The organism is Acidobacteriota bacterium (assembly GCA_016716715.1).
In the GTDB taxonomy this organism is placed as follows: Bacteria; Acidobacteriota; Thermoanaerobaculia; order UBA5066; family UBA5066; genus Fen-183.
This window is the reverse complement of sequence record JADJVE010000010.1, coordinates 121,016-134,844: the sequence shown is the minus strand read 5'-3', so window position 1 is coordinate 134,844 and position 13,829 is coordinate 121,016. Positions and strand designations below refer to the sequence as shown.

The following is a 13,829-nucleotide window of genomic DNA, read 5'->3' as shown; positions in this document are numbered from 1 at the left end:
GCCGTCGTAGAGAAGGCATGGTGAAGCTTCTTTCCCTCCGATGGGCTCCTTTCGCGCTTCTGGCCCTTACGGCCGCGCATCCCGCGCTCGCCGACGGATTCCGGCTCGACGTCGAGGCGGGGCCCGTGTGGCAGACACGAAACGTCTTCGCCGTGCCGGGGACGACGGGCACCCGGGTCTCCCTCGCGGACTACGACGAGGGCCCGTTCGCCTCCGGGCGCGCCACGCTCACGTGGGATGTCTCGCCCCGCTGGTCGGCCCGGTTCGTCGCCGCGCCCCTGGCCCTGAGCGTCGACTTCACGCCGACGTCGCCCGTGTTCTTCGCCGGGACGACGTTCCCCGCGGGTGAGCCGCTGAACGCGGGCTATCGCTTCAACTCGTGGCGCCTGTCCGGGTACTACCGGTTTCCGTCCTCGTCGCCGCTTTCGCTCCGTCTCGGTCTGACGGCCAAGATCCGCGATGCCAGGATCGACATCTCCGGGGCGGGGGGATCCGCCGAGAAATCCGACACGGGCTTCGTGCCTCTCATCTACGCGGGCGCCCGGTGGCAGGTTGCCGAGCGGTTTGCGGTCGATCTGGAGGCCGATGCGCTCGGCGCCCCGCAGGGAAGGGCGATCGACGTCTCGCTGAAAGGCGACTGGGCCGTGTCCCGGACCGTGAGCCTCTACGCCGGCGGCCGGGTCCTCGACGGTGGCGCCGACAACGACGAGGTTTACAGCTTCGCCACGCTCTGGTACGGCTTCGCGGGAGTCGGGATTCGGTTCTGACCTACTTCTCGAGCCCCATGAGCTCGCGGTACCACTTCGGGTGATGGATGCGGGCCCACGCCTTCGACACCGTGCCGCGCGTCATCGAGTTGAACGTGCCGGGTTCGGCGATGCTCGCGAGGTAGATGTGGAACACGAGTGAGACCGTGAACAGGATGAAGCTGAAGTTGTGGAGCAGGAACGCAACCTGGCGGGCCCAGGCCGGGAACGACGCCGGGTACCACATGACGATCCCCGACACGAGGAGGCCGAGGGCGCCCAGCTTCGACGTGAAGAAATAGACCTTCTGGCCGCCGTTGTACTTGCCGATCTTGTCGTGGTTCGCCCGGTCGCGCAGGTACTCGAGGAGCTTCGGCCCGACCCAGCCGCGCTCCTCCTTCGACATCTCCATCTCGCTCCACCAGTGGACGGCCATGACGAGCGACGAGAGCGCGAAGGCGAGGCCGAACCAGGGGTGGACGAGGCGGCAGACGCTCATGCCGCCCACGAGCGTCGCCATCCAGCCGAACACGGGCGTCCAGATCGGGAGCCCCGTGAAGAGGCAGGCGAAGAACGTGTCGGCGACGGCCCAGTGGATGACGCGCGAGGAGAGGCGGTGGCGGATGATCTCGCTTCCGACGACGACGTCTTCCTTCTCGCGCGCGACGTAGGCGCCTTCGTCGAAGCCGATCTGACGGACGACTTTGCTCATGCGCGCCTCCCTCAGCCCTTCTCGTCCGGCCCGACGGGGCCCGGGTCCATGTGACCCTTGTTGCCGTGGTACAGGTGGTGGCCGAACGCGCCGACGATGGCGCCGAAGATCGCGAGGAAGCCGATCGGGCGGAGCCACTTCTTCCAGAACGTGACGGCGAGCGGGATACGCGGCGCCTTCGGGAGGCCGCCGTACCACTCGGGATGGTCGCCGAACGCGAGGACCGTGACGACCCCGGTTCCGCCGACGCCCATCGGGTCGTAGAGCGCCGCCTGCGCGTAGCCCGCCGCCTTGAGGGCCGAGACGCGCTGGTTGCCGAGCGCGACCATCTGCTCCTTCGTGCCGAAGTGGAGGCATCCGGTGGGGCAGGCCTTGATGCACGCCGGCTCGAGGCCGACGGACACGCGGTCCACGCAGAGCGTGCACTTGCCCATCTTCCCGGTCTTTGCCGAGAAGTGCGGCACGTCGAACGGGCAGCCCGTCTCGCAGTAGCCGCAGCCGATGCACTGGGCGGGGTTCACGTCCACGATGCCGTTTGCGTACTGGACGAGCGCGCCGGGCGCGGGGCAGGCCTCGAGGCAGCCGGGCTCGGCGCAGTGCATGCACTGGTCCTTGCGCATGAGCCACTTGATGCCGCCGTCGACTTCACGCTCGTCGAAGCGGATCAGGTTCCAGAACTCGGCGTCGAGCGTCCGGAGGGTCTGGTAGTCGCCGTCGTTGACGGTGGCGACGGCCTTGAGGTCGTTCCACTCCTGGCAGGCGACCTCGCAGGCCTTGCAGCCGATGCACGTGGACGTGTCGACGAGCTTCGAGACGGTCGGGAGGGAGCGCAGGCCGGAACCGGAGCCCCAGACCTGCGCGGAGGAGCGGACGACCTCGAGAGTGTTCTGAACGCTCATGGCCGCCTCCTCAAGCCTTCTCGACCTTCACGAGGAAGGCCTTGAACTCGGGAGTCCACGTGTTCGGGTCGATCGCGGAGGGCGTCAGGAAGTTCGCGAGGGGCCCGGTGTGCCCCGGGTTGCCCGCGAAGCCCCAGTGGATCGGCATTCCGATCTGCCAGACGTTCTTGCCGTCGACCTTCATCGGCTTGAGGCGTTTCGTGACCATCGCCATCGCCGTGATGGAGCCGCGAGGGTTGGAAACGGTGATCTTCCCCTTGTTCGCGACGCCAAGCTCCTTCGCGAACTCCTCGGGAATCTCGAAGAAGAAGTCGGGCTGGATCATGTTCAGCTTCGGGTTGTGCTGGGTCCAGTAGTGGAAGTGTTCGGTGAGCCGGTACGTCGTGCAGACGACCGGGAACTTGTCGGCCGTCGCGTACGGGTCCTTGTCCGAGGAGAACTTCTTCGAGGCGGGGTTCGAGCTCACCTTCGGGTGCAGCACGTTCGCGACCGGCGCCTCGATCGCCTCGTAGTGCTCGGGGAAGGGGCCGTCGTTGAGCCCCGGCGCGAAGAGCCGGCCGACGCCCTCGGCGTTCATGATGAAGGCGCCGAACTCGCCCGGTTTGCTGTCGGGCTTGATGTCCGGCACGTCGCCGACCCACTTCTCGCCGTTCCACCTGATGCCGGCGCGCGTCGCGTCCCACGGCACGCCGTCCTTGTCGGCGGACGCGCGGTTGTACATGACGCGGCGATTCGCGGGCCACGAGAACGCCCACTGGTGGAACATCCCGAGGCCGAGCGGGTCCGCGTTGTTGCGCCGCTGGGTGAGGTTGCCCGCCTCGGTGAAGCAGCCGCCGTAGAGCCAGTTGCCGCAGAGAGTCGAGCCGTCGTCCTGCAGCTGGCCGAAGCCGTCGAGCTGCTGCCCGGCGGTCTTGAGGACCTTCGTCTTGTCCTTCGGATCGGGGATGTCGGCGAGCGCCTTGCCGCTGATCTCTTTCAGGACCTCGGACTGGTCGGGATTCACGGGGTTCGTGTACGACCACGACAGGTTGAGGATCGGCTCCGGGAACGCGCCGCCCTCCTTCTTGTAGAGGTCCTTCAGGGCGAGGACGATGCGCGCGAGAATCTCCGTGTCCGGCTTCGCCTTTCCCGGCGGGTCGAGCGCTTTCCATTTCCACTGCGCCCAGCGGCCCGAGTTCGTGAACGTGCCGTCCTTCTCCGCGAAGAGAGCCGCGGGGAGGAGCCAGACTTCCGTTGCGATCTTTGCCGCGTCCGCGCCGCCGTATTCCTTCGGAGCCTTCCAGAACTGCGCCGTCTCGGTCTCGACGTTCTCGACCATCACGAGCCACTTGAGCTTCGAGAGGGCCGCGACCATCTTCGGGGTGTTCGGGCCGGTCCCGACCGGGTTCATGCCGAACGAGATGAGGCCCTCGGGCCCCGCCTCGGTCCCGCCGACGCGCTTGGACGTGCCGCGGTACATGTCGTCGAACATGTGCGTCCAGGTGTAGAGGCCGTCGATCTTCGGGAGCCACGCGTAGCCGAAGTCGTTCTCCTTCGTCGCCTTCGCGCCCCAGATCGCCTTCAGGAGCGACGTCATGAACTTCGGGTAGTTCTGCCAGTAGTTCATGGACGCCCACGCGACCTTGTTGAGCGTCGTCGGGGTGACGGCCTCGAGGTACTCCTTGAGGTTCGTCTGGGCCGGCACCGGGACCCGGAGATAGCCGGGCAGGATCTCCGTGTTGCCGCCCATGTCGGTCGCGCCCTGGATGTTCGAGTGGCCGCGCAGCGCGTTCACGCCGCCGCCGGGCCGCCCGACGTTGCCGAGGAGGAGCTGGAGCATCGCGGCGGTGCGGATGATCTGGACGCCTGTCGAGTGCTGTGTCCAGCCGAGGGCGTAGAGGATCGTCCCGACCTTCGCGGCCGTCCCCGTCGACGTGACCATCTCGGCCACCTTGACGAACGTCTCGGCCGGCACGCCGCAGATTCTCGAGACCATCTCGGGCGTGTAGCGGTCTACGTGCGCCTTCAGGAGCTGGAAGACGCAGCGCGGATTCTGGAGCGTCTCGTCGACGACGTAGCCCTTCGACTTCGCGTCGGCCTCGTAGGCCCAGGCCGCCTTGTCGTACGAGCCCTTTTCCGTGTCCCAGCCCGTGAAGAGGCCCTCGGTGAAGCCGTATTTCTCGCCGATGACGTAGCCCGCGTTCGTGTGGGCCTTCACGTAGTCGGCGTGGAAGCGGTCCTTTTCGATCGCGTACCGGATGATGCCGTTGAGGTACGCGATGTCCGTGCCGGCGCGGATGGGGGAGTAGAGATCCGCGACGGCGGCCGTCCGCGTGTAGCGCGGATCGACCGTGACGATCTTCGCGTTACGGAGTTTGCGGGCTTCGATCGCCCACTTGAAGCCGCAGGGATGGTTCTCGGCGGGGTTGCCGCCCATGACGAAGACGACGTCGGCGTTCTTGATGTCGACCCATCCGTTGGTCATCGCCCCGCGCCCGAACGTGGCGGCCAGACTGGCCACCGTGGGTCCGTGTCATACCCGTGCCTGGGAGTCCCTGTAGACGACGCCGAGCGCGGCGCCCGTCTTCCACATCAGGAAGTTGAACTCGTTCGTGTCCGTGCAGCCGCCGATGAGGCCGATGCCCGGATTGCGGTTCACGACCTGGTCCTTCGCGTTCTTCGCGACGAAGCACTTGTCGCGCGTCGTCTTGATCTGCTTCGCGATGCCGGCGATCGCGTCGTCCCAGGAGACGTCCTCCCACTTATCGGAGCCAGCCCGCCGCACCATCGGCTTCGTGAGCCGGTGGGCGTGCTGGATGTCCTCCTTGAGGGTGATGCCCTTGGGGCAGAGCGTGCCGCGGTTGATCGGGTGGTCCGGGTCGCCCTCGACGTGGACGACCGAGGCCGCCGCGTTCTTCGCGCGGTCGCCGAGCGTGTGGATGATGACGCCGCACGAGACCGAGCAGTACGGGCACGTCGAGCGCGTCTCCGTGGTGCGCGAGATCTTGAACTCGCGCATCTCGGCGCGGGCTTCGTTGAGGTCGAAGCCGAGGGCGACGGCGCCGCCGGCCGTGCCCGCCTTCAGGAAGGTTCGTCGAGTCAGGCCCATGGGGTCCCTCCTCCGAAAGTTTCTGCTGTTTCGCTAGCAGATCCCCGGAAGGGGGCGTGTGTCAATACGCGATCTCACGCCGCGTAAACGAATCGGCCTATTCAGGTTACGAGGCGTCCGTAGAGGTCCGGGCGGCGGTCGCGGAAGAAGCCCCAGGAGGCCCTGTCGCGGCGGACCTGCGCGAGGTCGATCGTCGCCACGGCGACGCCCTCCTCCTCGCGGCTCAGCTCCGCGAGCTTCTCGCCACGCTGGTTCGCGACGAACGAAGACCCGTAGAAGACCTGCCCGCCCTCGTTCCCGACGCGGTTCGCGGCGATGACCGGCGCCACGTTGCTGACGGCGTGGCCGAGCATGGCGCGCTGCCAGAGATCGCGGGTGTCGAGCGCCGGGTTCTCCGGCTCCGAGCCGATCGCGGTGGGGTAGAGGAGAACGTCGGCGCCCGCGAGGAGCATCGCGCGCGCGGCCTCGGGGAACCACTGGTCCCAGCAGATCCCGACGCCGAGGTGCGCCATCTTCGCGTTCCACGCGCGAAAGCCCGTGTCGCCGGGGCGGAAGTAGAACTTCTCCTCGTAGCCCGGGCCGTCGGGGATGTGGCTCTTGCGGTAGATGCCCATCACGGTCCCGTCCGCGTCCACCATCGCGAGGCTGTTGTAGTACGCGTGCCCGGCCTTCTCGAAGAAGGAGACGGGGATTGCGGCGCCGAGCTCCTTCGCGAGCGCGGAGAAGCGCGCGATCGTCGGGTGGCCCTCGGCGGGCTTCGCCCACGCGAAGTAGCGGTCGCGCTCCTCGCGGCAGAAATACGGCCCCTCGAAGAGCTCGGGCGGGAGGATGACGGTCGCGCCCTTCTTCGCCGCCGCGCGCACGAGGGACTCCACCTTCGCGACGTTCTCGTCCACGGAGCCGCCGAGCGCGCACTGGACGGCGGCGAAGGTGACGTTCTGGACTTCCGTCATTCGGGCACCTGCTGGCTGATGCAGTGGAAGGCGCCGCCACCCTCGAGGAGCTGGCGGGCGGGGATGGACACGGCGCGTCGCCCCGGGAAGAGCCGCCCGATCGCCGCGCGCGCGGGTTCGTCGTTCGGGACGCCGTACGCGGGCACGACGACGGTCGTGTTCGCGATGTAGAAGTTCACGTAGCTCGCGGGCATGACCTCCCCATCCGGGCCCGTCACGAGGCCGGGCGAGGGGACCGTCGTCACGTTCAGCGGCCGGCCTTCCGCGTCGCGCATGTGCACGAGGTCGCGCGCGATCTGGAGCAGGACGCGGTGGTTCGGGTCGTCGCCGCCCGAGGGCGACATGCACACGACCTCGCCGGGAGCGACAAAGCGCGCGATCGTGTCGATGTGCCCGTCCGTGTGGTCGTTCAGGAGGCCGTCGCCGAGCCACAGGATCGTCGAGACGCCGAGCGCGTCCTTCAGGCCGTCCTCGATCGCTTTCGGGGACATCCCGGAGTTGCGGTTGCGGTTCAGGAGGCACTGGCGGGTCGTCAGGCACGTGCCTTCGCCGTCCACGTCCACGGACCCGCCCTCGAGGATCCACGGGAAGCGGTACGCCGGGAGGCCGGAAGCCATCGCGACCCGTTCCGATACCGCGTCGTCGTCCGGGAGGACGTACTTGCCGCCCCAGCCGTTGAATCGGAACGAGGCCGCCGCGCGCCGGTGACCGGGTCCGACGAGGAAAACCGGCGCCGTGTCGCGCAGCCAGATGTCGCCGAACGGGATCACGAAGTAACGCGCGCCGAGGCCCGCGAGCGCCGTCGCCGCGAGGCGGCCGTTTTCGTCGTCGGGCACGAGGACGTTCAGTTGCTCACCCCGGGGATTTCCGGCCACGTCGCGATCCGCGATCGCGGCGGCGAACCCGGTGAAGGCGGCCCGGACGCCGGGGAGCGCGTCTTCCCAGAGGTCCTCGTGACTCGGCCACGCGAGCCACACGGCTTCGTGACGGTCCCATTCGGCGGGCTGGCGGAATCGGGCGGCGCGGGGAGTCTCGCCGGATCGGTGGAGCGTCGCGGACATCGCGCCGGACTATAAAGGACGCGGCGCGTGCGCCGGTCGCGTGACGGCTGCTGCGAGGGCTGCGGCGAGGACGAGCAGCCCCGCCGCAACGAACCACGGCGCGCCAGGGTGCTTCACGGAGCGCTCCGGCGCGATCGCGAACGCGAACGTCAGCGAGAAGATGGACGGGGCGACGAGCATCGCGAGGCTCCGCACCGACCCCAGCGCGCCCTGCAGCTCGCCCTGCTCCGACGCCGAGACGCGCTTGGACATGAGCGCCTGCGAGGCCGGTCCCGCGAGGCCCCAGAGACCGCTCACCGGAAGCGCGGCCAGGAAGAAGCCCGCCGCCGGCGCCCAGCCGTAGAGCGCGAAGCCCGCCGCGCCCAGGAGCGTCCCGAGGAGGAGCGTCCGCCGCTCGCCGATCGCCTTGACGACGGGCCCGACGAGGCCGGCCGAGACGACGATCCCGATCGCGCCGACGCCCGCGAGGACCGTCCCGACCGTGCGCTCGTTCCAGCCGTACCGGTAGGTCGCGTAGAGGACGAAGATGACCGGGTAGACCTCGTGGGCGACCCAGCCGATGAAGTTCACCGAGGCGAGGCCGAAGAGCTCGCGGTGGCGCCTGAGGAGCGCGAGCGTGCCGAGCGGGTTCGCGGTGGAAAGGTCGAGGCGCGTCCGGCGCTTCTCCTTGGGGAGCGACTCGGGCAGGACGAAGAGCCCCCAGAGCGCGTTCAGGAGGCTCATCCCGCCCGCGACCCAGAACGGGAGACGCGGGTTCTGCGTCCCGAGCCAGCCGCCCACGGCCGGTCCGACGACGAACCCGAGCCCGAACGCGGCGCCGACGAATCCGAACGAGCGCGCCCGGTCCTCGGGTGGCGTCACGTCGGTCATGTACGCGATCGCCGTCGGGACGCTGGCCGACGTGATCCCGGAGAAGACGCGCCCGAGGAAGAGCCAGCCGAGCGTCGGCGCGAGCGCCATCACGGCGTAGTCGAGGGCGAGCCCCGCGTTCGAGAGGAGGATCACGGGGCGGCGGCCGAAGCGGTCCGAGAGCAGGCCGAGGATCGGCGAGAAGACGAACTGCATGAGCGCCCAGACCGTCGCATAGAGGCCGATCGTCTCGGCCGCCTTCGCGGTGTCGCCGTGCTGGAACGCCGTCACGAGGGTGGGGAGGACCGGCACGATCACGCCGAGCGCGAGCATGTCGAGCAGGATCGTGACGAAGATGAAACCGAGAGCGGCCTTGCCCGTCCGCACGCGGCCCCTTACTCGGGGAGCGACTCGCGCGTGAGGTTCCGGTTCGCGTCCTTCCCGACGAAGATGTTGTCCTCGACGCGGATGCCGCCCATGGGGATCAGGCGATCCACGAGCGCCCAGTCGATCGCGGCACGGTGCGGGCCCTCGCGTAGGGGACCGAGGAGCATCGGGATGAAGTAGAGCCCGGGCTCGACCGTGAAGAGCATGCGTTCTTCGATCGGCCGGACGGTGCGGAGCGCCGGGTGGTCGGCCGGCGGCGGCGCGGGCGTGCCCGTGCGGTCGGCCTGGCGCCCGGCGACGTCGTGGACCTGCAGGCCGAGGAAATGGCCGAGACCGTGCGGGAAGAACGGGAACGTCAGGCGCGTCGTGACGGCCTCGTCGGACGAGACGTTCAGGACCCCGACCTCTCGAAGGAGGTCCGCGACGTACTTCTGCGCCCGGAGGTGGAAGTCGCGGTAGTGGAGGCCCGGCCGCCCCTCGAGGCAGAGCTTCGCCTGCAGCGCCTTCATGCCGTCGAGGAGGCGCGCGAAGACGGGCTCGACGCCCTCCCGGACGAACGTGCGCGTGATGTCGGACGCATAACCGTTCACGGTGGCGCCCGCGTCCACGAGGAGCACCTTCGACGGAGAGGGCAGCTTTCCGCGCTTGCCGTGGTAGTGGAGCGTCGCGGAGCGGTCGTCGAGCGCGACGATCGACGTGTACGGGAGGGCCTCCTCCACGTCGCCGATCGCCGTGAGGTACGCGTGGTGCAGCTCCATCTCGGAGGCGCCCGCGCGGAACGCCTTCTCGATGGCGCGGTAGCCGTGCGCCGCCTTCGCGTTCGCGACGGCGACCTGCTCGGCCTCCCAGTCGGACTTGTACGAGCGCTCCCAGTCCAGCCGCGCGACGAGCCCCTTCGGGTTCACGTTCTGGGGTCGGAAGCCGTGCGCGGCCGCCTCGTCCACGGCGCCGCCGACGAAGGCCGTTCGCGCGAAGCCGTTTCCGACGGCCTTCCACCCGGCCTCGGAAGTCGCGACGTCGACGACGTCGAACTCCCGAGCCACGAAGGCGGGCGCGGGCGCGGGTGGCGCGTACCAGTAGTCGCGCGGCTGCACGCGCACGAGGCGCGGCTTCTTCCCGGGCACGACGTCGAGGAGATGGTACGGGCCCTCGACGGGCGCCCAGTGCGCGAACGTGGGCGTCGGGTGGAAGGGCGCGTCGTTGTCGTCGGCGAAGTACGTGAACGGCACGCCCGAGTGGACGACCATCCGGTCGAAGCCCGTCTCCTCGAGGGCCCGCGAGGTGGAGGCGGCGAGGCGGGCGAGGTGCTGGGCGTAGAGGTCTGCCATGGGTCTCCTCAGGCGGGCGCGAGGCCCAGCCCTTCCGCCTGCTCGACGAGCCGCTGGAGCGTTTCGTGCAGCTCGCGCCGCGTGCGTTCGATCTCGGTGCGGAGCTCCTCGAGCTTCGACTCCGCGGCCACGCCGGCGCGGGCGCGGGCGGCGGCGTAGTCCTCCTGGAGCGTCTCGAGGCGGGCCGAGGCCCTGAGGCGCGCGGCCTCGAGCTCGACGAGCGCCGCGTGGGCCGCGACGCTGGCCGCCGAGCGGATCTCCTCCCACCGCGCGGCAAGGGCGTCCGCGGCGTCGGACGCGAGGTGCGCCGGCGAGGCGACGGCGCCCGCGCCGGACGTCAGGCGCGCGATGACGGCGGCCGTCGGCGCGCGGCGCAGGTTCTTCACGACGCCGAGCTTTTCGCCCAGCCAGAGGAGATAGAAGCTCGCGTCCAGCTGCCACCAGCGGAAGCCCTGCGCGGCCGAGCTCGGGTAGAAGTGGTGGTTGTTGTGCCAGCCCTCGCCCATCGTCACGAGGGCGAAGAACATGCTGTTGCGGCTCGTGTCCGTCGTCGGGAACACGCGGCGCCCGATCACGTGCATGAGGGAGTTGATCGTGAACGTGCCGTGCCAGAGGAACACGGTCGACACGAAGTAGGCCCACACGAGGCCGGTCCAGCCGAAGCAGACGAACGTGAGGATCCCGTAGAGCATCGTCGCGGCGTACTGGTTGCGGTCCAGCCAGACGAGCTCGGGGAACTTCGCGAGGTCGGGAATTCGGGAGAAATCCGTCTCGTCGTACCTGCCCGAGAGGATCCAGCCGATGTGGCTCCACCAGAAGCCGTCCTGCTTCGGGCTGTGGATGTCCTCGGGCGTGTCCGAGTACTTGTGGTGGTGCCGGTGGTTGGACGCCCACCACAGGACGCCCTTCTGCGCGGACGTCTGGCCGAGCAGCGCGAGGAGGAACTGCGGAACGCGCGAGAGCTTGAAGGCCTTGTGGGAGAAGTAGCGGTGGAAGCCCGCCGTGATCGCGAACATGCGCAGGTAGTACGAGGCGACCGCGAGGGCGACGCCCTTCCACGAGAAGCCGAGGGCCACGACGCCGGCGACCGCGGCGACGTGGACGAGGGCGAAGCCGAAGACCGCGACGGGGCGGACGCGGTGGCTCCGCGCGGGCAAAAGGGCGGAAGTGGTCGTTTCGGACATCGGAGGATTCCTTCGAAGGAGAATCGCCCGGCGTCAAGCCGGGCGACTGAATCCTAAGCTCTTGCAGCCCCCGCACAAAGCGGGGAATGGGTCACTTCGTGGCCGGGGCGGCCGGGGCGGGGTCGCTGGCTTCGGGGCGGGCTTGTTCGCCTCGACGGTGATCTCGAGGTCCACGTCGTCCGAGAGCATCGTGGTCTGGTCGACGGTCGCGTTCCAGCTCACGCCGAAATCCTTGCGGTTGAGCTTGCCGGTCACGTCGAAGCCGGTCTTCTGGCCGCCGCGGCCGTCGTTCGCGAAGCCGTTCGCGGTCACGGCCAGCGTGACGGGCTTCGTCACGCCGCGCATCGTGAGGTCGCCCGTGACCTCGTACGCGTCCTTGCCCTTCGCGGCGATCTTCGTGGACTTGAACGTGATCTCGGGGAACTTCGCGGTGTCGAAGAAATCCGCCGAGTTGAGGTGCTTGTCGCGGTTCGGGACGCCCGTGTCGATGCTCGTCGCGTCGATCTTGAGGTCGACGGAGCTCTCCTCGGGCTTCGCGCGATCCAGGACGAGGGTCCCCTCGAACTTCGCGAACTTGCCGGGGACTTTCGTGACGAAGTGGCGGACCTTGAATCCGATCTGGGTGTGGTTCTTGTCGAGGAGGAACGTCTCCTTGTCGGCGCGGGCAGACGAGGCCGCGAAGACGAGGGCGAGCGCCAGCGGCGCGAGGGCGCGGGGTCGGAACATGCGGGGGAGTCTCCTTTTGGATAGAGTGGGGCGGAGCCCCGGGGGGCCCTTGAGTCTATCGAGAGTCCGTATCCAGAGCGGGGACGGATTTCACGGAGAGGAACAAAATGGCCGAAACGCCCACGCAGGACTACAAGACCCACCGCCGTTGGGACCCCTGGTACCACTTCTTCGCGGCCCCGGTTCTCGTGATCGCCTTCTTCGTCCACCTCTGGCTCGCGATCAAGGCGCCGTCCGCGTGGACGATCTGGGGGATCTTCGTCTCGGCGGCTCTCATCGTCGTCGCGTGGAAGGCGCGGTCGTTCGCGCTCAGGGCCCAGGACCGCGTCATCCGGCTCGAGGAGCGCCAGCGCCTCGCGGCGGTCCTCGAGGATCCGCTGCGGGCCCGGAGCCTCTCGCTCACGGAGGACCAGCTCATCGGCCTGCGCTTCGCGCCCGACACCGAGCTCGCGGGCCTCGTTGAGGTCGCGCTCGACGAGAACCTCACGGGCGAGGCGATCAAGAAGCGGATCCAGAGCTGGCGGCCGGATACGTTCCGGGTCTAGCCGATCCGCGGGCCCGCCGTCTTCAGGAAGTCCTGGCGCGCCCCCTCGATCGCCGCGCGCGCGGCGAGGCTGAGGCGCTCGACGTCGTCGTCCGTCATCCCGGCGGTCGGGATCGGCGGCAGGAAGCGCACGCGCACGGTCCCGGGGCGCACCATCCAGCGGTGCGCGTCGAGGACGGTCCACATCGGCGACGTCGCGAACGGGACCACGGGCACCTGCGCGGCGATCGCGAGGTGGAACGCGCCCTTCTTGAAGGGCAGCATCTCGGGCTTCGTGTTGCGGTGGCCCTCGGGCAGCACCCAGACGCTGAGGCTCTCGGTCCGGACGCGCTCGGCCGCGGCCCTCAGCGAGTCGCGCGCTGCAATGGCGTTCGACCGGTCGATCAGAATGTGCTTCGAGACCTTCCAGAGCATCCCGAAGACGGGAATCTTGAGGATCTCCTTCTTCCCGACGGCGACGGCCTTGTCGGGGAAAAACGTCGACCACGTCGCGATGTCCAGATTGGACTGGTGGTTCCCGACGACGACCGCGGGCCGCGTGGCGAGGAGCGTGTCGAAGTTCTCGACGGCCACCTTCCAGAAGAGGAAGCGCGTCATCACGAAGCCGAAGCCCCGGATCCACACGAGCGCGGCCTTCTCGCCGTCGCGGAAGAACGCGTAATGGAGGAGGGCGGCCGCCGCGAGCAGGATGAACGAGATGCCGCCGACCGCGCAGGCGAGAACGAAGTACACGCGGTAGGCGATGCGGCGGAAAAACCCGCCGGGTCCGCCCGTCGAGGAAGGCATGCCGCATTATCGACGGGATGGCGGATGTGGTGAACCTCGCGATTCTCGGGGGCGGGGCGGCGGGCCTCCTCGCGGCGATCCGCGCCGCCGAGGCGGGCGCGGCAGGCGTCGTCGTCCTCGAGGCGGCCGCGCAGCCGGGCCGCAAGATCCTCGTCTCCGGCGGCGGGCGCTGCAACGTCCTCCCGATGGAGGAGGCGCGCGAGCGCTTCGTCTCGGCCGCGCCGCCGCGCGTCGTGGGCCGGTACCTTGCCCGTGTCCCGCTCGAGGAGCAGCGCGCGTTCTTCGAGGAGCTTCTCGGCGGGCCGCTGCGCGAGGAAGAGGAAGGGAAGAAGCTCTTCCCGCCCTCGAACCGGGCGAAGGACGTGCGCGACGCGCTCGTGGCGCGGGCCGCCCTGGCGGGCGCGGAGATCCGCACGGGCGCGATCGTTCGCGAGGTCGGACGGATGGACGGGGGCTTCGCGATCCGGATGGCGGACGGCCCCGACGTCCGCGCCTCCCGCGTGATCCTCGCGACCGGCGGTCTCTCGGTCCTCGGAGGCGGCGCCGACGGGCGCGGCTTCGCGTGG

12 protein-coding genes are annotated in these 13,829 nt (G+C 69.1%); 2 read left to right on the top strand and 10 right to left on the bottom strand.

What is annotated here, in order from left to right; all coding sequences use genetic code 11:
* Window positions 1-20 precede the first annotated feature (20 nt).
* Window positions 21-767 (top strand): hypothetical protein, encoded by a 747-nt coding sequence (locus IPL89_16040; GenBank protein MBK9064684.1) that lies wholly within the window; start codon window positions 21-23, stop codon window positions 765-767.
* Between the two features lies 1 nt (window position 768).
* Here IPL89_16040 and IPL89_16035 read toward each other — a convergent pair whose 3' ends face one another.
* The 9 genes from IPL89_16035 to IPL89_15995 all read right to left on the bottom strand — a co-directional run bounded on the left by IPL89_16035 (window position 769) and on the right by IPL89_15995 (window position 11,933).
* The gene (locus IPL89_16035; GenBank protein ID MBK9064683.1) at window positions 769-1,458 is read right to left on the bottom strand and encodes a formate dehydrogenase subunit gamma; all 690 of its coding nucleotides are present in this window, start codon (window positions 1,456-1,458) and stop codon (window positions 769-771) included.
* A gap of 11 nt (window positions 1,459-1,469) precedes the next feature.
* Window positions 1,470-2,357: a formate dehydrogenase subunit beta gene (fdxH, locus tag IPL89_16030; GenBank protein MBK9064682.1), complete on the bottom strand. Its 888-nt coding sequence runs from the start codon at window positions 2,355-2,357 to the stop codon at window positions 1,470-1,472.
* 10 nt (window positions 2,358-2,367) lie between these two features.
* Complete coding sequence (fdnG, locus tag IPL89_16025) at window positions 2,368-5,445, bottom strand: formate dehydrogenase-N subunit alpha (GenBank protein ID MBK9064681.1); 3,078 nt, start codon at window positions 5,443-5,445, stop codon at window positions 2,368-2,370.
* Window positions 5,446-5,546: 101 nt separating this feature from the next.
* A complete protein-coding gene (gene aguB, locus IPL89_16020) occupies window positions 5,547-6,398 on the bottom strand; it encodes an N-carbamoylputrescine amidase (protein MBK9064680.1) in 852 nt (283 codons plus the stop codon).
* Window positions 6,395-7,459 (bottom strand): agmatine deiminase family protein, encoded by a 1,065-nt coding sequence (locus IPL89_16015; protein ID MBK9064679.1) that lies wholly within the window; start codon window positions 7,457-7,459, stop codon window positions 6,395-6,397. The genes aguB and IPL89_16015 overlap by 4 nt, the downstream gene beginning before the upstream one ends.
* A 9-nt stretch (window positions 7,460-7,468) precedes the next feature.
* Entirely contained in the window at window positions 7,469-8,641 is a 1,173-nt protein-coding gene (locus IPL89_16010; protein MBK9064678.1) for a TCR/Tet family MFS transporter, read from the bottom strand.
* Window positions 8,642-8,703: 62 nt separating this feature from the next.
* Window positions 8,704-10,023 carry a Xaa-Pro dipeptidase gene (gene pepQ, locus IPL89_16005; protein MBK9064677.1) on the bottom strand — a complete coding sequence of 440 codons (1,320 nt, stop codon included), beginning with the start codon at window positions 10,021-10,023 and terminating at the stop codon, window positions 8,704-8,706.
* 8 nt (window positions 10,024-10,031) lie between these two features.
* Entirely contained in the window at window positions 10,032-11,207 is a 1,176-nt protein-coding gene (locus tag IPL89_16000; GenBank protein MBK9064676.1) for a fatty acid desaturase, read from the bottom strand.
* Window positions 11,208-11,240: 33 nt separating this feature from the next.
* Window positions 11,241-11,933, bottom strand: coding sequence for a YceI family protein (locus IPL89_15995; protein ID MBK9064675.1), 693 nt, complete (start codon window positions 11,931-11,933; stop codon window positions 11,241-11,243).
* A gap of 107 nt (window positions 11,934-12,040) precedes the next feature.
* Here IPL89_15995 and IPL89_15990 point away from each other — a divergent pair, with 107 nt between their 5' ends.
* Window positions 12,041-12,478, top strand: a complete 438-nt coding sequence (locus tag IPL89_15990) for a hypothetical protein (protein ID MBK9064674.1) — start codon at window positions 12,041-12,043, stop codon at window positions 12,476-12,478.
* On the opposite strand, the gene IPL89_15985 is transcribed toward IPL89_15990, so the two are convergent.
* On the bottom strand, window positions 12,475-13,263 hold the full coding sequence (locus IPL89_15985; protein MBK9064673.1) for a 1-acyl-sn-glycerol-3-phosphate acyltransferase: 789 nt from the start codon (window positions 13,261-13,263) through the stop codon (window positions 12,475-12,477). The two genes, IPL89_15990 and IPL89_15985, sit on opposite strands and share 4 nt — an antisense overlap.
* Window positions 13,264-13,829 lie beyond the last annotated feature (566 nt).

Bases quoted from the DNA above. Each gene is read 5' to 3' on its own strand.
- IPL89_15985 (MBK9064673.1), bottom strand. From the start codon at position 13,263: ATGCCTTCCTCGACGGGCGGACCCGGCGGGTTTTTCCGCCGCATCGCC.
- IPL89_15995 (MBK9064675.1), bottom strand. From the start codon at position 11,933: ATGTTCCGACCCCGCGCCCTCGCGCCGCTGGCGCTCGCCCTCGTCTTC.
- IPL89_16010 (MBK9064678.1), bottom strand. From the start codon at position 8,641: ATGCTCGCGCTCGGCGTGATCGTGCCGGTCCTCCCCACCCTCGTGACG.
- IPL89_16000 (MBK9064676.1), bottom strand. From the start codon at position 11,207: ATGTCCGAAACGACCACTTCCGCCCTTTTGCCCGCGCGGAGCCACCGC.
- IPL89_15990 (MBK9064674.1), top strand. From the start codon at position 12,041: ATGGCCGAAACGCCCACGCAGGACTACAAGACCCACCGCCGTTGGGAC.
- pepQ (MBK9064677.1), bottom strand. From the start codon at position 10,023: ATGGCAGACCTCTACGCCCAGCACCTCGCCCGCCTCGCCGCCTCCACC.
- IPL89_16015 (MBK9064679.1), bottom strand. From the start codon at position 7,459: ATGTCCGCGACGCTCCACCGATCCGGCGAGACTCCCCGCGCCGCCCGA.
- fdxH (MBK9064682.1), bottom strand. From the start codon at position 2,357: ATGAGCGTTCAGAACACTCTCGAGGTCGTCCGCTCCTCCGCGCAGGTC.
- aguB (MBK9064680.1), bottom strand. From the start codon at position 6,398: ATGACGGAAGTCCAGAACGTCACCTTCGCCGCCGTCCAGTGCGCGCTC.
- IPL89_16035 (MBK9064683.1), bottom strand. From the start codon at position 1,458: ATGAGCAAAGTCGTCCGTCAGATCGGCTTCGACGAAGGCGCCTACGTC.